The sequence below is a fragment of the Leucobacter fengyongliangi genome, assembly GCF_052386045.1.
Genome location: NZ_CM126356.1, coordinates 126,409 through 146,344 on the forward strand (window position 1 = coordinate 126,409; position 19,936 = coordinate 146,344).

Consider the following 19,936-nt stretch of genomic DNA (forward strand, 5'->3'; position numbering starts at 1 on the left):
CGGTCAGCGCTGCGGTACGGTCGAAGGATGGAAAACGCCTCGCTGCGCATCGCCTTCGTGGTGCTGCACACCTCGCCGCTCGATGAGCCCGGCACCAAAGACGCGGGTGGCATGAACGTCGTGATTCGCGCGCAGACTGCTGAGCTGGCGCGCCTCGGGCACCAGGTGCAGATCGTCACGCGTCGCAGCTCGCCCGAGCTACCCGCGGAGGTCGCTCTTGCTCCCGGACTCACGGTGCATCACCTGGACGTGGGGCCCGCGCGACTGCTCGCGAAGGGGGAGCACGAGGTGCTGATTACGCCGTTCGGCGAGGCGTTGGCTGCCCACCTAGTGGATCACCCGGCCGACCTCCTCCACGCCGAACACTGGTATTCAGGCCTTGCGGCCCTGCCCGTCGCGCGATCCACTGGTGTGCCATTGGTGCAGAGCTACCACAGCATCGCGGCGCCCGAGACGACCCCGCTGACCGACGGGGAACGACCGGAGGCGCCCGGCAGGTTGGCCGGCGAGCAGCTGTTGGCGCGCGAGGCCGACCTGGTGGTGACCGTGAGCCGGGCCGAGCGGGCGACGGTGCTCGGGCGACTCGGCGGTGATCCCGGTCGTGTGCGGGTGGTCGAACCCGGGGTTGATACCGAGGTGTTTCGGCCCTGCACCGATCGCGAGCGCGCAGAGGGCAGCGAGTGGATCGCGCACGGCGGCCTGCCCGAGGTGCTCGTCGCGGGCAGATTGCACCCGCTGAAGGGGTTCGACTTGGCCATCGCTGCCGTGGCGGCAATCGCGCCCGAGCGGCGGCCCTCGTTGCGCATCGTTGGGGCGCCGCCGCCCGACGGCGATGCTTACGTGCGGCTGCTGCACCAGGCGGTGGCGGACGCGGGCATGCTGGCCACGACCTCCTTCGATGGGGCGCTGCACCGCGGCGTGCTTGCCGAGCGGCTGCGACACGCGACCCTGGTGCTCATTCCCTCACATTCTGAAACGTTTGGGTTGGTGGCGCTTGAGGCCGCCGCCTCGGGGATCCCCGTGATCGCGCGGGCAGCCGGCGGGTTGCGCGAGGCTGTGCTCGATGGTGAAACCGGGCTGCTCGTCGACAGCGACGAACCGGGTGTCTGGGCGGCCGAGATTGACGCGCTGCTTCGCGACCACGATCGCATTGATCGGCTGGGCCGCGTCGCACGCGCGAGCGCACTCACTCGCTCCTGGCGTGCCTCGACCGAAGCCCTCGTCGCGGTTTATCGCGAGCTTCTCGCGCGGGATTGAAGGGCAGCTTCTGATCCCTCGCCGATCCATCCGCGACGGCTTTGCCGTCGCTCCCGCCAGACCCCGCCAGGCTCGGGGCTCAGAAGCTGCCCTTCAATCTCGAGAAGTGAACGCTATTCCACCGCTCGGCCAGACTCTCACCGCAATCGGGCAGTAGTGGTCGCCTCGGATCGGGCAGTAGTGGTCGCCTCGGATCGGGCAGCGCAGGCGACACCTACTGGCCGATTGCGGGGGTTTAGCGCATGAGCTGTTCGGCGAGTTGCAACAGCTGCGCCTCACTTCCGGGGCGACCGATGAGTTGCACCCCCATGGGGAGCCCGGCGGCGGTCCAATGGGTCGGTGCGGTGACCGCGGGCACCCCGGCAACGTTCACCATCGAGGTCTGCGGCGCCCACTGGCACTGCAGTCGGTAGTCGCCCTCTGGCCCGAGGGCGGTAAACGCCCCCAGCGCTGGTGGCAGCGTGGCGAGTGCCGGAGTGAGTACCGCGTCGTAGCGCGCCCACTGCCGGGTCGCGCTCGCCGCAAACGAGCGGAGGCCCTCTACGGCCACGCCGAGCGCCTCGGGGGAGGTGCGGCGCGCGCGTTCGAGGAACATGCGTGCGAGATCCCCGAGCAGTTCCTCGGCACCGGGCGCAAACTCGATGCGCCCGAGACCCGCGGTCCACACGGTCGTGAAGGCCTCCGGGTACTGCGGTTCGTGGTGGATCGCCGCCGCCTCGACGTGGTGACCGGCTGCCTCGAGCGCCGTGGCCGCGGCCGCGACGGCAGCATGCGCCTCGGGCGAGAAGCCGATCTCGATCCATTCTTCGAAGGGCGAGGCGAAACTCACTCCGATGCGCAGGCCGCGCAGCTCCTCCGCGCGGTCCACCGCGGCGAGGGTCGGCTCGCCGTGCCCTCCCAGGATCGCGTCGAAGAACAGGGCCGCGTCGCGTCCAGTTCGCGCGATCGGGCCTGACACGCCCATCGTCGGCGCCCCCGCGGGGTCTGTCGCGCCCCGGTGACGATCCGTGGGCACCACGCCCCGCCCGGGTTTCAGCCCAACGAGGCCGCAAGCCGCGGCTGGGATGCGGATCGATCCGCCCGCATCGCTGCCGATGGCCGCCGGAATGAGCCCAGCGGCGATAGCGGCGGCGGTGCCGCCGCTGGATCCACCCGCCGTCAGTGACGTGTCGAACGGGTTCGCGGCAGGCGCGGCCACCGAGTTTTCCGAATACGCCGCGATGCCGAACTCGGGCACCTGAGTCTTGCCCAGAGTGATGGCACCGGCGGCGCGCACCGTCGCCGCGATCGGGTCATCGCTGTCGGCGAGCCGGTGCGGTACGGCGCGCGAACCGTGGGTGGTCGCGAAGCCGAGCACGTCAACCAGGTCTTTGTGGGCGGTCGGCAGGCCGGTGAGCGGCGGCAGGTCGCGGGGGTCGGCAGCGGCGTGCATCCGCGCATCCGCCCGGGCCGCGTCCGCGAGCGCGAGCTCTGCGTTTACGCTGACGAACGCACCAAGATCAGGCCGCTCGGCGATGCGCGCGAGCGCAGCCTCGGCGAGCTCCGTGGCGGTGACCTCTCGGCGGCGGAGCGCGTCACGCAGGTCGAGTGCGGTTGGTTCGGTGAGGGGCACGACTCCAGCGTAGGCTCAACAGCCGACTTCGCCGGTTCGCGGCCTGCCTGTGTGGCTCAGTCGAGCCCTTCAGCGGGTGTAGCCCGCCCGCGACGAGTACCTCGGACAGGCTGCCGTGCGCGATCCACTCGCTGCCTCTCCGCACGTCCGATCCACCTTGTTGCGAACAGTTCTCATTAGGGATATAGTGAGACTCGTTCTCATTAAGACAGGCCGACGTGGCCACTGGAAAGGTTCCCCGTGAACACCGCAGATTCTCGCACCGCTCGCCCGGCTCGCCGGGGCGCGCTCACCGCCGTTTCCCTCGCCGCGGCAGCCGCGCTCGCCCTCGCCGGCTGCACGAGCGGACCTGGTGACTCCGGTGCCGAAAGCGAGACCGGCACCCTCCGCGTGGTGACCACCACCACGCAGCTCACCGATTTTGCGGGCCAGGTTGGCGGAGATGACATCACGCTCACCGGCCTGCTCACGGCGGGTGCCTCGGCCCATCACTTCGACCCCTCGCCGGCTGACCTGCTCGAGCTCGGGCGTGCCGACGTGCTCATTGTGAACGGGGTCGACCTCGAGACCTTCATTGACAGCGCAGTGGAGTCGTCAGGGTTCGACGGCACGATCATCGTGGCGGGCGAGGGCGTCGATCTGCACGAGGCGGAGGAGATCACCGCCGAGGGTCTGGGCGGTGACCATGATCACGCGGCGGATGCCACGGGCGGTGACGACGGTTCCCAGGCTGCCGACGACCACGACCACGATGGCGACGGCGAACCGGATCACGCGGCGGAGGAGCACCCCGCCGAGCCGGCCGAGGAGTCGCACGATGGTCACGATCACGGCGACATCAACCCACACCTCTGGACCTCACCGCAGTATGCTGCCGACATGGTGAATCAAATCGCAGAGGGCCTGGCTGCGGCCGATCCCGAGCGCGCCGAGCTCTTCACCGAGAATGCCGCCGCCTACACCGAGCGACTCGACGCACTCGATGAGTGGATCGCCGCACAGTTCGCCCGCGTGCCCGAGGCGGATCGCGTGCTCGTGAGTGGCCACGACTCACTGCGCTACTACCTGCACGACTATGACATCGCGTTCGCCGGCTCGATCCTGCCGTCGTTCGAAGACAACGCCGAGCCGAGCGCCGCGCAGATCGACGAGCTCGTCGCAAGCATCACGGAGCATGGGGCGAAGGCCGTCTTCGTCGAATCATCGATGAGCCCGAAGCTCGCGCAGACCATCGCCCAGGAGGCCGGGGTCACCGTGGTCGACGAGGAATCGCTCTTCGCGGATTCGCTCGGGGCGCCCGGGAGCGGAGCCGAGACGTACATCGACGCTACGATTCACAACACCCGCGTGATCCTGGAAGCGTGGGGCGTCACTCCCGACGAGCTACCGTCGGAGCTGCAATGATCTCATCCCTGAGCACCTCCGTTACCCCCGCCGTCGCCCTGCGCGGAGCCGCCTTCGGCTACGCAGGGCGCACGCGTGTTTCTGACCTGACCCTTGACATTCCCAGTGGATCAGCCGTCGCGCTGATCGGGCCCAACGGTTCGGGCAAGTCGACGCTTCTGCGCGGCATCCTCGGCCTCGCCGAGCTCACCGCCGGTGAGATCGAGGTACTCGGTACCGACCCGGTGCGGGCCCGCAAACACATCGGCACCCTCCCGCAGGCCGACAGCCGCGATGCCGAACTCCCAGTTACCCTCCGCCAGGTCGTGACCATGGGGCTGTACCGCAGCCTCGGCCCGATCCGCCCCGTCGGGCGCGCGGGCCGGGCGGCCGTCGACCACGCCCTCGAACGCGTCGCGCTTTCGGCCCTCGCCGGTCAGCGCTTCGGCGAGCTCTCAGGCGGGCAGCAGCAGCGCGGCATTCTGGCCCGGGCGCTGGCCTCCGATCCACAATTGTTGCTGCTCGACGAACCGTTTAATGGGCTGGATCGCGAAAACCGCGACACGCTGCTCGAACTGGTGCGGGAGCTGCGCGCCGAGGGGCGCACCGTGATTGTGTCGACGCACGACCTCGAGATCGCCCAGGAGGCGTGCACCCACGTGCTACTGCTCGCCACCGGCCACAAACCCGGCCAGCCCGGGCACCCGGCCGCGTTCGGCCCGCTCGACGAGGCCCTCACCCTCGAGGCCGTGAAGCACGCGTTCCAAGACACCACCGTCGAACTCGACCAGCACACCATCACCACCACCCGCGAGACGGAGTAGCCGTGGAGTTCGGCTTCTTCGAGGCGTTCCAGCTGCCGTTCATGGCGCGCGGGCTCGCCACCGTGGTCGTGCTCTCGATCGCTGCCGGGGTGGTCGGCCTCGGAATCAGCCTGCGCGAGCTGGAGTTTGTGAGCGACGGCTTGGTGCACGCGGTGTTTCCGGGGCTCGTGGTGGGGGCCGCGATCGGCGGCACAGCAGGCCTGCTGCCCGGCGCGGTGATCGCGGCGCTTGCCGCAGCGGTGCTGTTTACCGTGCTCGAACGGCGCGGAGGGCTGGGTGCCGACGCGTCGATCGCGGTCGTGCTGACGGGCCTCTTCAGCCTCGGTGTGGTGTTGGTCTCACGCCAGGAGGGGTACGTCTCGCAGCTGCAGGAACTCCTCTTTGGGCGACTCCTCACGGTCACCGAGGCGCAGTTCTGGCAGACGGTGGTGGTCGCGATCGCAGCGGTCGCGGTGATGCTGCTAACGGCGCGCGCGCAGCTCTTTCGCGCCTTTGACCCCGCTGGCTTCGAGGCCGCGGGGTTCCGCACCCTTCGCACTGACCTCGCGCTGGGGGTTTCGGTCGCCCTCCTCGTCGTCGCCGGCGTGCAGGCACTCGGCGTGCTCATGGTGATTGCGCTGCTCACAGTGCCGATGGCTGCCGCACGGTTGCTGACTCCGCGCTTCGCGCTGCTCGTGCCGATCGCGATCCTGGTGCCCCTGGTCGCCGGCATCGCCGGACTGTGGCTGTCGTTCACCTGGTCGGTCGATGCCGGCGCAACCGTGTCTCCCGGGGCCGTGGTCGTGCTCCTCCTGGTCGCGATCTACGGTCTGGCCGCGATGGCACGCTTCGCATTCGCCGGTGGATCGCGAGGCCGCGCATGAACTACTTCGCCCTCGCTGCACTCGAGATCACGCTGCTCGGCCTGCTTTCCGGCGTGGTCGGCACCCTGATTGTGCTGCGTCGCCGCTCGTTCTTCGCGGTGGCGCTCAGCCACGCGACCTTCCCCGGCGGTGTCGTCTTCGCCCTGGTCGGCTGGAACCTCCTGATCGGGCAGGCGCTGTTTGCCGGCCTGCTCGTGCTCATCATGACGCTCCTCGCGCGGATCCCGGGGCAGGGAAAGCAGGTGGCGAGCGGGGTCGTGCTCTCCTTCGGTTTCGCGCTCGGCACGCTCCTCGCGAGCCTCAATCCCGGGTTGGGGGTGCCGGTTGAGGCGCTCCTCGTGGGCTCGCCGCTGGCCGTGACGACCGCCGATGTCACGGCCACGGCGGTGGTGCTAGTGCTCGCGCTGCTCGTGATGCTCGTCGCAGGGCGCGGGGTGCTGCTGCACACCTTCGACCCGGTCGGATTCGCCGCGGCGGGCTTCCGCGCGTGGCCGGTGGAGCTCGTGGTGACCGGGGTCGTCGCGGCGGGGGTGGTGGTCGCGATGCCCGCGGTGGGTGCGATTCTCGGCGTGGCGATCCTCGTCGCACCCGCCGCGACCGCGCGGATCCTCGCGCCGAATCTGTGGCTGATTCCGCCGATCGCGGCATTCATCGGCATCGCCTCGGGCCTTGCCGGGCTCTGGGTCTCACGCGAGTTCGATGTCGCCGCGGGCGGCGCGATCGGGCTTGTGACCACTGGCGTCTTCTTGCTCGCATTTGTTGCACAGTGGATCACGGCGCGTTCGCGCCGCACCCGTCGGTCCGCCGCGACCGAGGTCAGGTGAAGTGGAAGCACGCACCGCAGCCGGGCAGTACTTGTCGCTTGCCGAGTTCGAGCGACAAGTGCTGCCCGAATGCGGAGGGAAGGCACCCGGATTCGGGGCAAGCAGGTAGCCTCGGAGGAGTAAACGGAGAGGTGACTGGTTCATGACGCAGGAAACCCAGCCCAAACGCAATACCTGGCAGCGCGAGGCGGTGCGTGCGGCGCTCGCCGAGGTGCGCGGCTTTGTCAGTGCCCAGCAGTTGCATCAGAGCCTGCGCGAGGCGGGATCCACCATCGGTCTTGCGACTGTTTACCGGGCGCTTGCCGGCCTTGCCGAATCAGGCGAGGCTGACTCGCTGCAGTCTCCCGACGGCGAGAACCTGTTTCGCTCGTGCGCGATGGAGGGCCACCACCACCACCTCATTTGCCGTCGCTGCGGCGACACCCGGGAGCTTGCGGCGAGCGTCGTGGAGGAGTGGTCGAGCCGGGTGGGTGCTGAGCATGGTTTCACCGACATCGAGCATGTGGTGGATCTCTTTGGGGTGTGCTTGAAATGCCAGCAGGGAACCGCTCCGTAGGTTGCTTGCGGCGCGGCTACTGCCGAGGCCCATTCACTGGGACTTCAACTCGTGACAGACCTTATTCCTTCTCGCATCGTTGAAGCGCAGGTATGGGGGAGGAAACGAATCGAAATGAATGCTCCCGCACAGTTACGCAAGAGTCTTAGTCGATGCGCTTGTTTTCGATATCGTCGACTTCCTGGTTTTCCAGGTTTACGATGTTGTTTTCTGGCCTGCGTGTCGCCGGCCAGAAAAGCTTCTCTACTTAGTTCAGGTTCCCTCCACGTGTGGCACAGACTAAGAAACGTAGCCGAAGCAGATCTTCATGCATCAGGGTGTCTAGGTGCCCTCCGGACTGGTGCCGTGGAGGTGGATTGAGGCCTCCAGCTGATGGAAGTTCCGGCGCACCCCGGCCAAGAGACCTCGACATGCACCAGGCATTTCTTCCAGCCAATGTGGCCCGTTGTGCCTCATCAATAGGTGGACTGAGTTTTGGATGTACTGATAATTCCGATGTCCTGTTTTCGATTTTTTGAGACAGTTAGTCAAAAGATTTCTGTGTTACTTTGGTCGCACATTCCGACATTCAGTGTGGAGAATCAGGAGGTCCGAGATGACTGGTCATGCTGTTGCTTCGTCCCGACGTGTCGAAGAGTTCCGGATCGCGGATCGAGCACGAGATTTGATCCTTGAGGCCTTGGATGCCGACGTGTCTGGACTGAGACCAATGATTGCTCGATCGTGGTACCGGAGCCGAGCCGCGGGCGTGGATGGATCAGCTAACCGTGGGCTGTTCGATGACGGTCGAGTTGACGAGCACACGCTCGGAGCCGCGGAGCCGCACTTGCGCAAACTCGACGAGGTGGCTTCCGATCTCGGAGGCTACGTGAGCCTTACGGCGCCCAACGGTGCACTGATCCATCCGAGTTTCCTCCGCGCTGATGATAGTTTTCCGGAGGGCTATTCGTTACTCGAAGAAAACTGTGGCAGCAACGGCGAGGGCCTGGCGCTAGAGGAAGGGCGTGGAGTCTGGCTCGCGCCCGAGGAGCACTTTCGAGAAGACATGCGGGGAAACTGGTGCTTCGGATCACTGATCCGGGATCCGTTTCACAACCGGGTTCGTGCCGTTGTGGGTCTCACGTTTCCGGAAGCACGAGTATTACAGATCGATCCAGGATCGACGTTACTGATGCTTGAGGGGGTCTCGTCGAGAATCGAACAGGACATCGCGACCCGCACTTCCTCTAGGGAGCGCGCGCTTCTCGACGAGTACTTGACCGTGACGCGGCGGCGCGGAGACACGCCCATCATTGCGATGGACGGTAAGAATTCGCTCATGAATGCCGCCGCGACATCGCGTCTGCAAGAGAACGATCTGGCGATCGTGGAAGGCTACGCGAAGTCGGTCATGTCCTCCGGTCGTTCCAGCACTGCGAACGTGACGCTCCGTGGGCTCGGATCGGCTGAGCTCACGCTGACTGCAGTGCAGCTTTCGGGCGCGAGTGTTGGAGCCATCGTGACGGTTAGGCCTCGTGTCGAGCAACGCCGCCTGCGACGTTCTGTGGCCGTTGCTGGCGAAGAGACACCGGTGCAAGAGTCGTTCACGCTCGCTCAGTTGCGACAGCGACTTGTTGGCGCGAGTCATGAGTTCGAGACTACGCTCTCCTTGGCGGCCCGTGCCGTCGAACAGTCACGGTCCGTGGTAGTGATCGGAGAAGCTGGGACTGGCAAGCGTCGACTGGCTGGAGCAATTGCCGCGCTCCGCGGAAGCAGCGTCTTCGTCGATGCCCGCAACCGGAGCAGCTCGTTGCCGCTAACCGAAGAGGTTGCTCAGGCCCTTGGGGCCAGCCCAGACACGCTTGTGATCGGGCACGCGGATGAACTAAGTCAGCTCGAAGGCATCGAAATTGTTCGGACACTCGGTGGGCATCCGATATCAACGGTGATTCTGACCGCGAATCGATCGACCCCCACCACTATTCGCATTGCAGAGTTCAGTGGCGCACTCGAGCTCGAGATTGCGCCGCTTCGTAATCGTCGTGAGGACATCCCGCTCCTCGCGCAGGCCTTTGCGGCAGACTTCGGAGAGAAGACCCTGTCGCGGAAAATGCTCTCCGCTCTGATGAACGCCGACTGGGAGCGAAACGTTCAGCAATTGCGCTCTATTGTAATCAACGCTCTGGAGAGATCACGTGGTGGTGAGGCGACCATGGACGACCTGCCGAGTTCGTTCCAACGGGTCGCTTCTATGGGTCGGTTGTCGAGGCTTGAGGAAGCAGAGTACAGCGAGTTGAGTAACGCTCTGCGCGAGGCGAAAGGGAATCGTCGGCTTGCAGCCTCAATGCTCCAGATAGGTCGCTCGACACTCTATCGGCGGATGGACTTCTTCCGGAGCCGGGGGCTCGACCTCTAGCTCAGGGACGACCAGCCGCAGGTGCGGCGCACTTCAAGGGCTTACCGCTGAGACCGTTCACTCCACGGTCTCAGCGGTAAGCCCTTTTTTGATGCGTCAGCGTGTATCGATCTGGGACGTTTTGAGCGAGTCTCCGAGCAGTGGAATGGTCACACAACGCAGGCGAGAATCGATTCGGCTGCGGACCTCAACCGTCAAAGACGAGAACAGGATTGTTGCACATGAACCGCGAAGGACAGGGGACCATCCTGGTCGCTCCCCACCACTTCCCCGACCTTGAACGGGAGCACGCGCTCGCAAAGGAGTTCGACTATGAACTGATCGCAGCGAGCGATGTCGAGGAGTTCCGCAATGGTCTCGCCGACGCCGAAATCGTGATGATCACTCCCTACGCGAAATTAACGGCGAGCGATTTTCCGAAGATGCAGCAGTGCAAGGCGGTGATCCGATACGGAATTGGGTACGACAACATCGACATCGATGCTGCATCTGCAGCTAATATCCCTGTTTCGATCGTGCCTGGCACCGCCTCTGAAGAGGTTGCCTCGCATGCCTTCTCAATGGGCTTGGCCCTGGCGCGTCGGCTTCCCGCCGGCGACGCTGCTATCCGTGACTTCGCCTGGGGCGGCATCATCGGGTACGACACCCCCGTTCTTTCCCAGCTCGAGGTCGGCATAGTCGGCCTTGGACGCATCGGCCAGCACGTCGCGCGGATGTACGCCGCGGTCGGAGCTCAGGTGCGCGCATACGATCCGTTCGTCACAGAGAGTGAGTTCGATCTCGCCGATCTCGATGACCTTCTTGCAGGCTCTGACGTGGTCTCGCTCCATCTCCCGCTGACCGACGACACGTGGAATCTCATCAATGGCGCCGCGCTCGAACGCATGCGCCGCGGAACTGTCATTGTCAACGTGTCGCGGGGTGGGCTAGTGGACGAAGCTGCGTTGGCTGAAGCGTTGATCAGTGGTCACGTAGCCGGTGCGGGGATCGACACCTTCGCTCAGGAGCCGCTCGACGCTGATCATCCCCTTCGAAAGGCACCCAACACGATTCTTACGCCGCATATCGCTTGGCGCTCGAACCGTTCGACGGGTGCGTTGCAGGAGGGTGCTGTAGAGCGGGTACGACTTGCGCTCACCGGCCAGCCGCTGATCGATCTCGTGAACTAAGACAGGAGAGACTCCAACGTGAATACGAACACTGCCACCGAGCGCGTCACGCATGTGACGCTCGCTGAAGATCCTCACTTGCGACGCGGGCCCCGTGGCTTTCCCCTGCTGCCGGGTGGATACGGCCGATCAACCTACTTCACCGGTGAGCCGAGTCCCTATGCCATCCGCGGGTCGGGATTCCGGGTCTGGGACGATCGTGGGCGCGAGCTCATCGACGCGAACAACAACTTCACCTCGTTGATTCACGGCAACGCCCACCCTGAGATCACCGAAGCCGCGGTGAAGGCGCTGTCGGCGGGCGCGAGCTGGGGGATCCCGAATCTCTGGGAGTGGGAACTCGCGGACCTGCTACTCAAGAGGCTGCCGTCACTCGATCAGGTGCGTTTTACGAACTCAGGCACCGAAGCCGTGATGTCGGCGCTCCGAATTGCACGCGCTGCGACTGGCCGTGAAAAGGTCATCGTGACAAAGGGTGGTTATCACGGGACGTCGGACGTCGCACTGGTTCCCGGTGGCCCATCGTACACCAAGGGTGTGCCGCAGGGGGTGATCGACGATGTAACCGCTGTGCCATTGAATGACATCGAGTTCCTGACTCAGGCGGTCGAATCAGCTCCGAACGCATATGCGGCGATAATTTTGGATCTGCTGCCGAACCGTGCCGGTCTGATCGGCATTACGGAAGACTTCGTGCGCGCCGCGCGCGAGCTTGCGACGAGGCATGGTGTTGTGCTCATTATCGACGAGACCATTAGCCTGCGGCTGGGGCACGCCGGCTTGAGCGGTGAGTACGGTGTCGAACCCGATCTGCTCACCACTGGAAAGCTCATCGGTGGCGGCTTCCCTGTGGGAGCAGTCGCGGGTCTCGGTGAGCTCATGGCCGAGGTCGATCCCACCCGGCCGGGAAATCTGCCGCACGGGGGCACCTTCTCAGGCAACCCGGTCAGCATGGCAGCTGGCGCTGCTGCGCTGCGACTGTACCCGGATGAGCAGGTGCAGCGTCTCAACCGCATCGGTGACCATGTGCGCACGGCAGTCAGTGAGCGCATCGCCGACGCAGGATGGGAGGTTCGCGGTCGCGGGTCCCTGCTCCGTGCTGTTCCGGCTGGCGCACAGAAGGTGGCCGAGGATCTGCAGCACCGCCTCTGGTGGGCGACATACGAGCGCGGACTGCTCGGGTCCCCGGCGAACCTTCTCTCTCTCTCGACCGCGATGGACGAGAACGTTGGTGCCGACATCGCCGATCGACTCGCCGACGCTGTGAACTCTGTAGCCGCCGGCACCGACCGCGCCTGACCGAAAAGAAGCGACAGCAATGAAACTTGTCTCATACAACCATCCCTACGGACCCCGGGGTGGAGTTCTGATCGGCGACGAGGTGTACGACCTTGAACAGCTCCTGGCCGACACCGAAGTCGCTGATCGAGGCGCACCGCCCTCCGTGAAGGAGTTCCTCACGCTGTACGGCGACTGTCTACCCGAAATCGGCAAGGTGTTCGCAGGTGCCGGCGAGACTGCGGTCGGCGCACTCGTGGGCACTGTGGCCGAGGCCGGCCTTATCGGCCCAGTGACGGACCCAGCGAAGGTGCTCTGTGTCGGGCTCAACTACAAGGACCACGTCGCTGAGACCGGACGTGCATTGCCCGATTACCCCGATGTCTTCACCAAGTTCGCATCGACCCTCATCGGCCCGTTCGATGAGATCGGCGGCGTTGACGTGAGCGAAAAGCTCGACTTCGAGGGTGAGGTCGCCATCGTGATCGGGCGACGCGCATCACGCGTCAGCGAAGCAGAGGCGCTTGAGTACGTCGCGGGGCTTGCTCCGCTCAACGATGTTTCCGCACGCGATCTCCAATTCCGGGGCACTCAGTGGACACCCGGTAAGGCCGTTGACGGATCAACCCCGTGGGGCCCGGCCCTGGTCACGCTCGACGAGATCGGCGACCCGCAGACGCTCGAGCTCGTTACCCGAGTCAATGACATCGAGATGCAGCGCTCGAATACGCGCCATCAGATCTTCCCGATCGCCACGATCGTCTCGTACATCTCGGGGTTCCTTACCCTCGAACCCGGTGACGTGATCGCAACTGGCACCCCACAGGGGATTGGTGCCAAGCGCACCCCGCCTGTCTGGATTGCCCCGGGCGACACCGTCGAGATCGAAGTCGAGCGCGTGGGCACGCTGCGAAACCGGGTTGCTGCAGTTTGATCCGTCTCCGGATTCTCCTTTATTCCTCCTCCATAAGAAAGCACACACATCATGAGTCAAGTTCTTACGGGCGCCGACGAGGCGCGATACCGAATCGCCGTCGACACGGGCGGCACCTTCACCGACGTGGTCGTCGGCTCGAGCAATGGCAGTATGGCCGTCGGTAAGGCGCTCACCACCTACGATCGCGTCTTCACGGGATTCGAGGCATCCGTGCGCCGGGCCGCCGAGTCCGTTGGGTGGGACGGAGATACCGTGCTGCGCAACGCCGACGTCATCGTCTACGGTACGACGCACGCAACCAATGCCGTGCTCACCGGGAAGGTCGCGAAAACGGCCCTGCTCACCACAACAGGTTTCGGGGACACCCTGCTGCTCCGCGAGGGCGGACGCCGCGAAGCGTTCGATTCGAAGGCCGCGTACCCGCCGGCCTACATTCCCCGCAACCAGACCTTTGAGATCCTGGAGCGACTGTCGGCGGAGGGCGAGGTACTCGTCCCGCTCGACGAGGAGCGCACCCGAGAGGTACTGCGCGGGCTCGCCACAGACGGCACCGAGGCCATCGCAGTGAGCTTCCTGTGGTCAATCATCAACGACGTGCATGAGCGTCGCGTCGCCGAGCTAATCGAGGAAGAACTGCCAGGCATCCCTTACACGCTCTCCAACGAAGCAAACCCGACGATCCGTGAGTATCGCCGCACTTCGGCCGCAGCGATCGACGCTTCGCTGAAGCCATTGATGGCGGATCACCTGGGTAAACTGCGAGTCGACCTCGTCGAATACGGATTCGCTGGCGACCTGCTCGTCGTTACCTCGGAGGGTGCCGTGCTGGATGTCGCCGACGTCTTGAATCGACCGGTGCTGTTGCTGAACTCTGGCCCGTCGATGGCCCCGCTGGTCGGCGCTGCCGCGGCACCTGATAACGACACCGTCGTGGTGTGTGACATGGGCGGGACCACCTTCGATGTGTCGCTGGTCGAAAACGGCATCGTGCGCCATACTCGCGAGGCATGGCTCGGGGAACCCTTCGTTGGTCACCTCACCGGTCTTTCCTCTGTCGCAGTCACGAGCATCGGTGCCGGCGGCGGCAGCATTGCCTGGATCGACGCCGGAGGGCTGCTACGTGTCGGACCACAGAGCGCGCGAAGCACACCCGGTCCGGCGGCCTACGGCCGCGGCGGCGAAGAGCCGACCGTCACAGATGCGTGCGTCGCGCTCGGTTACCTCGATGCCCAGGGGTTCGAGGGCGGGTTCACGCTTGACCGTACCGCTGCGACTCGCGCAATCGACAGCCGCATCTCCAATGCGCTGGGTCGTGACACGCTGCAGTCCGCCCAGGCAATTCTCGATGTCTCAGCGAATCATATGGCCACTGCCATTCGTCAGTCCTCGCTCGAACAGGGTGTTGATCCGCGCGGTGCGTTGATTGTGGCCGGCGGAGGTGCGGGAGCGATGGTCGCCGCGGCCATCGGTGCTCTACTGGAAGCGGATACTGTGTTGATCCCGGCAACCGCTGGAGTGCTTGCCGCTTATGGAGCGCATCGGGCTCCGATCGCGACGGAATTCCTCTCACCGCTGCACAACGACACCCGAACGTTCGATGTGAACTCTGCATCGACCGCTCTGGATGATCTTTCGGGTAAGGCCGCCGTGTTTGCTGAGCGGTTCAGCGGAACTGACGCGTTGATCTCATACTTCGTCGATGCCCGGTACCCCGGCCAGGCCTGGGATCTCCGGGTTATGCTCGATTCCGCACCGTCACCGGTGTCCGCGGCTGAAGTCGTCGAGCAGGCGTTTCACGTCGAGCACGATCGCCGCAACGGGACGCACGACCCCGACAGCCGCGTCGAAATCATCACTTGGGGTGTCCGCGTCGAGATCCCGCGTCCCGAACTCGTTGCGCCGCCTGGCTCCCAAGGCTCCTCGCCCGAAGTGCACCGCACCGACGACATCGTGTTCGGTGGAAAGCCGCATGCCACAGCGCGCTACCGCGGCGTTACCCTGAGCCCCGGTGACCGGATCATCGGACCCGCCGTCATCGATCAGCCGACGACCACCATTGTGGTGCCGCCTGAGTGGGATGCCGAACTCGACGACCGATCCAACATCTACCTCACCCGTAAGGAGGCGTGACATGACACGCGAATTCGACCCGGTGAAGCTCTCTGTTCTCGCCAACGCATTTGACGGCATCGTCCGTGAAATGACGAGTGGGCTGCTTCGCTCCGCACGATCCTCAGTGATCAACACGGCGCGCGATTTCTCGTGCGCAGTGCTCACAGCCGATAATCAGCTGCTGGCTGCTGCGGAAGGCGTGCCTGTGCACGTGTTCGGCGCGGGCCCGCTCGGTGAGGACATGGTGGAACTGCACGACGACATCCGCGAGGGTGATGCGTTTCTCCATAACGACCCGTATCGCGGTAATTCGCACGCCGCCGACCACTGCATTCTCGTGCCGATCTTCGTCGGGGGGCGGCACCTGTTCACGGCGGTGACGAAGGCCCACCAGGCGGACTGCGGTAACTCTCTGCCGACCACCTTCTTCGCGACAGCCCGCGACGTGTATGAGGAGGGGGCGCTCATTTTCCCATGCGTGCGCGTGCAGCGCGACTACAACGACATCGACGACATCGTGCGCATGTGCCGTGCACGGATCCGTGTGCCGGATCAGTGGTATGGCGACTACCTCGCTTCGGTGGGCGCATCGCGCATCGCAGAGCGACGCATCCAGGAACTCGCCGAGAAGTTCGGTGCCGAAGACCTCGTCGATTTCGTCGACGCATGGTTTAACTATTCGGAGCGCCTCGCCCAGTCGACGATCGAGACCCTCCCGGCCGTTGAGCTTTACGGCTCGACCGCTCACGACCCGTTTCCCGGCACCGGGCCCGACGGGGTGCCGTTGCAGGCTACTATCACGGTGCGTCCCAAGGAGGGGCGCATCTCGATTGACCTGCGCGACAACCCGGATAATCTTCCCAACGGGCTGAACCTGACGCGGGCGACGGCTACGGGAGCTGCACTCGCTGGAATCCTCTCGGGGCTGCCGGAAAACCTTCCAAGCAACGCCGGTACCTTCCGGCGCATCGAGGTACAGTTGCGAGACGGCTGCGCGGTCGGGGTGCCGAAGCACCCGTTCTCCTGCTCGTCGGGAACGACCAACCTCGCGGATCGAGTGGTGAACTTGGTCCAGGCGGCGTTCGCGCAGATCGATGACGGGTACGGCGCCGCGGAAGGTGCGGCGGGTCAGGCTCCTGCGAAGTCGGTTATTTCGGGTATTGACGGGCGCAATGGCAACGCCTATGTTAATCAGATTCTCGTCGGCGGCGTAGGCGGCCCGGCGACTCCGTTCGTCGATGGCTGGCCCACCTACCAGAGGCCGGTCTGCGGGGCGCTCTTGTACCACGACAGCGTCGAGGTCGATGAGCAGCGTTACCCGATCCTGGTGCATGAGCGTGCGCTCGTACCTGATACCGGTGGTGCCGGTCGCCAGCGCGGCGGCCTGGCGACGCGAGTGGTAATTGAAGCACGGGACGAGGAGGTGACGCTGACCTACGGCATCGAGGGCAGACTGAACCCGCCGCAGGGTGTGCGCGGCGGGCACGGCGGCTCCGTACCGGAGGCGTGGGTCATCGACGCCGTGTCAGGTAATCGTAAGGAGATTCCGGTGGTCGGACGCTACGATCTGCGTCGCGGTGAGAGGGTCGTCTCGATCACTCCGGGCGGCGGTGGCTATGGAGATCCTCTAGAGCGCGAGCCCCAAGCAGTGCTCACAGATGTCGAGGATTTGCGCGTGACTCCTGAAGCGGCCCGTGAAGTCTACGGCGTCGTGATTGCGGATGGCGCAGTCGACAGCACCGCTACGATCGCCCACCGACGCGACCTGCTGGGCGCTCGCTGACCGAGTGTCTCAGAACGGGACACGGCTTTCGCGGACTCTTCTGAGATTGTAGTAACACTGAACGGGCGGACCGCTGCGGTTCGCCCGTTCGAGTCTTCGGGCAGTGACCAAAACTTCGCCCTCCCATCGAGCCCTCGCACGGCGTGCGGCTCACCGAGAAATGTGACTGACGGAGAGAATTATGGAACCCATTCGAGTCGGCATCATCGGTGTCGGAAACGTTCTGAACCAGTACCTTGACAAGATCGGCGTTCACCCCGAAGTTGACATCGTGGCACTGGCCGACGTAAACGAGGCTGCGGTCACCGCACGGGCCAAAGAGTATGGCGTGCGGAAGGCCCTCAGCCCTGATCAACTGCTCGCCGATCCCGAGATCGAGCTCGTGCTCAACCTCACTCCGCCGAAACTACACGCGCCGGTAAGTTTGCAGGCCATCGCGGCGGGAAAGCATGTGCTGTCGGAGAAACCATTCGCCACTTCGCTCGAAGAGGCGCAGCAGATTCTCGACGCTGCGAAGGTGGCCGGTGTATATGCGGGATCGGCACCCACAACGTTCTTGGGCTCGGGAGCACAGACCAGCCGCAAGCTGATCGATGACGGCTGGATCGGCGAGCCCGTTGCCGCCTTCGGCTCCTTCGTGAACCGTGGCTACGAGCACTGGCACCCTAACGTCGACCCGTTCTATAGCCCCGGTGCGGGCCCGATGCTCGATATCGGACCCTATCTGATCACGAACCTGGTGAATATCTTTGGCCCGGTGCGACGCATTTCGGCATCTGCCGCGAAGTCGTCCGAAACTCGGCCGCGCCCCGATGGAGCCGGCGGGTATGAGGGTGAAATCGCGATCCAGACGCCGACGCACATCTCGGGGTCGATCGATTTCGAATCAGGTGCTGTGGCCACGGTGGTCGTGAGTTGGGATGTGTGGAACCACAACCTCCCGCACTTCGAGATCTACGGTACCGGGGGCTCGATCGCGGCACCCAACCCAGATCATTTCGATGGTGCGCCGGTGCTCCGACGTGGGGAACCTCGCGACCTGGCGCTCGACATGACACCCCCAGGCGGCGGAGATTGGCGCGAGACCGCGCTGACGCATCGCGATGATGCCTATCGCGGTATTGGACTCGCCGAGTTCGGGCATGCCATTCGTGCTGGTATTGAGCCCCGCACGGCTGGGGCTTTTGCCTACCATGTGCTCGAAGTGTTGCTCGCGTTCGAACAGTCGTCTCAGGATGGCCGTCACATCGAGATTGCGAGTACGTGCAAGCGTCCGCGCCCTCTGCCGTCGGTAGGCCCGCACGAGCCGTATCGATTCGACTGAAATGACCGATGCGCCCTGGCTCCTGCCGGGGCGCATCGGTCTCTCAAAGATGAGAGGTTGCCGATGCAGCAGCGATCGACCACACCCCGGGTGGACCGAGGGCAACTGACCGTCGCGGACTTGGTCTCGATGCCGCACCTCGGCCTGGAACTCGTCGCGGGCGCCGCCGGACTCGGGCGGCGGGTGCAGTGGACACATACCTCCGAGCTCGAAGATCCGGGCCCGTGGCTCGAGGGCGGTGAGCTGCTAATCGTCAACGGATTCGGGATCCCCGAGGACGGCCCCGGACAGACGGAGTACGTTCGCCGACTTGCGCAGCACCGTCTCGCGGGCATCGCGGTGAGCGTCCGCGCCCCTGACTTCACCCCAGAAATGCTCGCGGTCGCCGACGAGCTCGGTTTCCCTGTCCTGAAGATTCCAAGACAGGTACCCTTTATCGAGCTCTCTTATCTCGTCGCCAATGCGAGTGAGCGTTCCGCGCGGGACCGGCTCGCCCGACATCTCCGCATCTTCGAGACCCTGCGCCTGAGAAACACCATCGACAGCGATGTGCCGGGTATATATCGCCAGCTTGAGCAGATTTCGGGCTACCGGCTCGCTCTGATATCGCCTGCGGGACAGGCTCTGCTCGATAACTGGCCGTGGGTGCCGGAGATCGAATGGGGAGATGCGCTGCACGCGACCGATCTGCGCGTGTTGCCGGGCGGCTACTTGGTGCCGCTTTTCGTTGGGGATCGGGCTACCGCGTATCTCGTCGGGATCGAGCACGAGGAACATTACCCTGAGGGACTCGCTGCGCTCCAGCACGTCAGCACGCTCGCCGCTCTCGACGCGATCGAAGATCAGCGTCGGCGTGAAACCGCGCACCGTGCAGGGGGGTCGGCCCTAGCGCGCGCTCTGGAAGCAGGTGCCTCGCACGCGGACGTGGAACGCAGGCTGCATGATGCCGGTCTCGTGCGCGACACCCCATTCCGCGTGGTGGCCTTCGGGCGAATTCCCAACCCCCTGCCTGAGACGCGCGCGCGGGACTGGCTTGCGGATCGTCGGATCCGGCACGCCATCCTGTGGCAGGATCAGCTCATCGGAGTGGTTCAGTGCACTGATGATCAGCTTGCCGAGCTCGGTGCTGCGCTCAACGTTTCGATTGGGGCGAGCCCGACGAGCACCGCGTTCTCGGATATACCGCGATTGCTGCGGCAGGCGCGATGGTCGCAAAGCCTCGCTGTTGATTCAAATCGACCCGAAGTCGTCTTCACTGAAATGCAGCTTGGGCTGGTGCGTTGGTTGAACCCCGACTCCTCCACCATGGAGCGTCTTGCCGAAGACACACTCCGCCCAATTCTCGAGCACGATAAGTCACAGGGGTCCGAGCTCTTCCACACCCTCGCTGTTTACTTCCGGCAGAATGGGCGCATGCGCGCGACGGCAGGGGCGCTGTTCGTACACGAGCACACCCTGCGATACCGGTTGAACAGGATCGAGCAACTCACCGGGAGAGACCTTAAGAATATGCGTGAGTCCTTTGAGCTATGGCTCGCGGTCGAGGCGCAGGCATTAATCGTGCGAGACACCGACAATTAAGTCCGGTATCAAAGTGGGACACTTCCCTGCCACAGTCC

General features: G+C 64.7%; 15 protein-coding genes. 14 read left to right on the forward strand and 1 reads right to left on the reverse strand.

Annotated elements, in window-relative coordinates:
• Window positions 1-27 precede the first annotated feature (27 nt).
• On the forward strand, window positions 28-1,257 hold the full coding sequence (locus tag ACTNFK_RS00650; RefSeq protein ID WP_435936432.1) for a glycosyltransferase: 1,230 nt from the start codon (window positions 28-30) through the stop codon (window positions 1,255-1,257).
• 235 nt (window positions 1,258-1,492) lie between these two features.
• Here the strand turns inward: ACTNFK_RS00650 and ACTNFK_RS00655 are convergent, their stop codons facing one another.
• The gene (locus tag ACTNFK_RS00655) at window positions 1,493-2,869 is read right to left on the reverse strand and encodes an amidase (protein ID WP_435936433.1); all 1,377 of its coding nucleotides are present in this window, start codon (window positions 2,867-2,869) and stop codon (window positions 1,493-1,495) included.
• 240 nt (window positions 2,870-3,109) lie between these two features.
• Between ACTNFK_RS00655 and ACTNFK_RS00660 the strand changes: the two genes are divergently transcribed.
• From ACTNFK_RS00660 to ACTNFK_RS00720, 13 genes are all read left to right on the forward strand, one after another.
• Entirely contained in the window at window positions 3,110-4,273 is a 1,164-nt protein-coding gene (locus ACTNFK_RS00660) for a metal ABC transporter substrate-binding protein (protein WP_435936435.1), read from the forward strand.
• Window positions 4,270-5,076, forward strand: coding sequence for a metal ABC transporter ATP-binding protein (locus ACTNFK_RS00665; RefSeq protein ID WP_435936436.1), 807 nt, complete (start codon window positions 4,270-4,272; stop codon window positions 5,074-5,076). The genes ACTNFK_RS00660 and ACTNFK_RS00665 overlap by 4 nt, the downstream gene beginning before the upstream one ends.
• Before the next feature lie 2 nt (window positions 5,077-5,078).
• On the forward strand, window positions 5,079-5,939 hold the full coding sequence (locus ACTNFK_RS00670; protein ID WP_435936437.1) for a metal ABC transporter permease: 861 nt from the start codon (window positions 5,079-5,081) through the stop codon (window positions 5,937-5,939).
• Window positions 5,936-6,763 (forward strand): metal ABC transporter permease, encoded by an 828-nt coding sequence (locus tag ACTNFK_RS00675; protein WP_435936438.1) that lies wholly within the window; start codon window positions 5,936-5,938, stop codon window positions 6,761-6,763. The genes ACTNFK_RS00670 and ACTNFK_RS00675 overlap by 4 nt, the downstream gene beginning before the upstream one ends.
• A gap of 142 nt (window positions 6,764-6,905) precedes the next feature.
• Complete coding sequence (locus ACTNFK_RS00680) at window positions 6,906-7,319, forward strand: Fur family transcriptional regulator (RefSeq protein WP_435936439.1); 414 nt, start codon at window positions 6,906-6,908, stop codon at window positions 7,317-7,319.
• Window positions 7,320-7,914: 595 nt separating this feature from the next.
• The gene (locus ACTNFK_RS00685; protein WP_504925789.1) at window positions 7,915-9,714 is read left to right on the forward strand and encodes an AAA-type ATPase lid domain-containing protein; all 1,800 of its coding nucleotides are present in this window, start codon (window positions 7,915-7,917) and stop codon (window positions 9,712-9,714) included.
• A gap of 221 nt (window positions 9,715-9,935) precedes the next feature.
• Complete coding sequence (locus ACTNFK_RS00690) at window positions 9,936-10,883, forward strand: C-terminal binding protein (protein ID WP_435936441.1); 948 nt, start codon at window positions 9,936-9,938, stop codon at window positions 10,881-10,883.
• Window positions 10,884-10,901: 18 nt separating this feature from the next.
• Complete coding sequence (locus ACTNFK_RS00695; RefSeq protein WP_435936442.1) at window positions 10,902-12,182, forward strand: aspartate aminotransferase family protein; 1,281 nt, start codon at window positions 10,902-10,904, stop codon at window positions 12,180-12,182.
• Window positions 12,183-12,201: 19 nt separating this feature from the next.
• Complete coding sequence (locus tag ACTNFK_RS00700) at window positions 12,202-13,095, forward strand: fumarylacetoacetate hydrolase family protein (protein ID WP_435936443.1); 894 nt, start codon at window positions 12,202-12,204, stop codon at window positions 13,093-13,095.
• Between the two features lie 51 nt (window positions 13,096-13,146).
• Window positions 13,147-15,228: a hydantoinase/oxoprolinase family protein gene (locus ACTNFK_RS00705; protein WP_435936445.1), complete on the forward strand. Its 2,082-nt coding sequence runs from the start codon at window positions 13,147-13,149 to the stop codon at window positions 15,226-15,228.
• Between the two features lies 1 nt (window position 15,229).
• The gene (locus tag ACTNFK_RS00710) at window positions 15,230-16,993 is read left to right on the forward strand and encodes a hydantoinase B/oxoprolinase family protein (RefSeq protein WP_435936447.1); all 1,764 of its coding nucleotides are present in this window, start codon (window positions 15,230-15,232) and stop codon (window positions 16,991-16,993) included.
• Between the two features lie 181 nt (window positions 16,994-17,174).
• Window positions 17,175-18,317: a Gfo/Idh/MocA family protein gene (locus tag ACTNFK_RS00715; RefSeq protein ID WP_435936448.1), complete on the forward strand. Its 1,143-nt coding sequence runs from the start codon at window positions 17,175-17,177 to the stop codon at window positions 18,315-18,317.
• A gap of 63 nt (window positions 18,318-18,380) precedes the next feature.
• The gene (locus tag ACTNFK_RS00720) at window positions 18,381-19,898 is read left to right on the forward strand and encodes a PucR family transcriptional regulator (protein ID WP_435936449.1); all 1,518 of its coding nucleotides are present in this window, start codon (window positions 18,381-18,383) and stop codon (window positions 19,896-19,898) included.
• Window positions 19,899-19,936 lie beyond the last annotated feature (38 nt).

What these genes read in the sequence shown, in the direction of transcription:
- ACTNFK_RS00650 (WP_435936432.1), top strand. Translation starts at nt 28, where the DNA reads ATGGAAAACGCCTCGCTGCGCATCGCCTTCGTGGTGCTGCACACCTCG.
- ACTNFK_RS00665 (WP_435936436.1), top strand. Translation starts at nt 4,270, where the DNA reads ATGATCTCATCCCTGAGCACCTCCGTTACCCCCGCCGTCGCCCTGCGC.
- ACTNFK_RS00675 (WP_435936438.1), top strand. Translation starts at nt 5,936, where the DNA reads ATGAACTACTTCGCCCTCGCTGCACTCGAGATCACGCTGCTCGGCCTG.
- ACTNFK_RS00680 (WP_435936439.1), top strand. Translation starts at nt 6,906, where the DNA reads ATGACGCAGGAAACCCAGCCCAAACGCAATACCTGGCAGCGCGAGGCG.
- ACTNFK_RS00685 (WP_504925789.1), top strand. Translation starts at nt 7,915, where the DNA reads ATGACTGGTCATGCTGTTGCTTCGTCCCGACGTGTCGAAGAGTTCCGG.
- ACTNFK_RS00690 (WP_435936441.1), top strand. Translation starts at nt 9,936, where the DNA reads ATGAACCGCGAAGGACAGGGGACCATCCTGGTCGCTCCCCACCACTTC.
- ACTNFK_RS00700 (WP_435936443.1), top strand. Translation starts at nt 12,202, where the DNA reads ATGAAACTTGTCTCATACAACCATCCCTACGGACCCCGGGGTGGAGTT.
- ACTNFK_RS00705 (WP_435936445.1), top strand. Translation starts at nt 13,147, where the DNA reads ATGAGTCAAGTTCTTACGGGCGCCGACGAGGCGCGATACCGAATCGCC.
- ACTNFK_RS00710 (WP_435936447.1), top strand. Translation starts at nt 15,230, where the DNA reads ATGACACGCGAATTCGACCCGGTGAAGCTCTCTGTTCTCGCCAACGCA.
- ACTNFK_RS00715 (WP_435936448.1), top strand. Translation starts at nt 17,175, where the DNA reads ATGGAACCCATTCGAGTCGGCATCATCGGTGTCGGAAACGTTCTGAAC.
- ACTNFK_RS00720 (WP_435936449.1), top strand. Translation starts at nt 18,381, where the DNA reads ATGCAGCAGCGATCGACCACACCCCGGGTGGACCGAGGGCAACTGACC.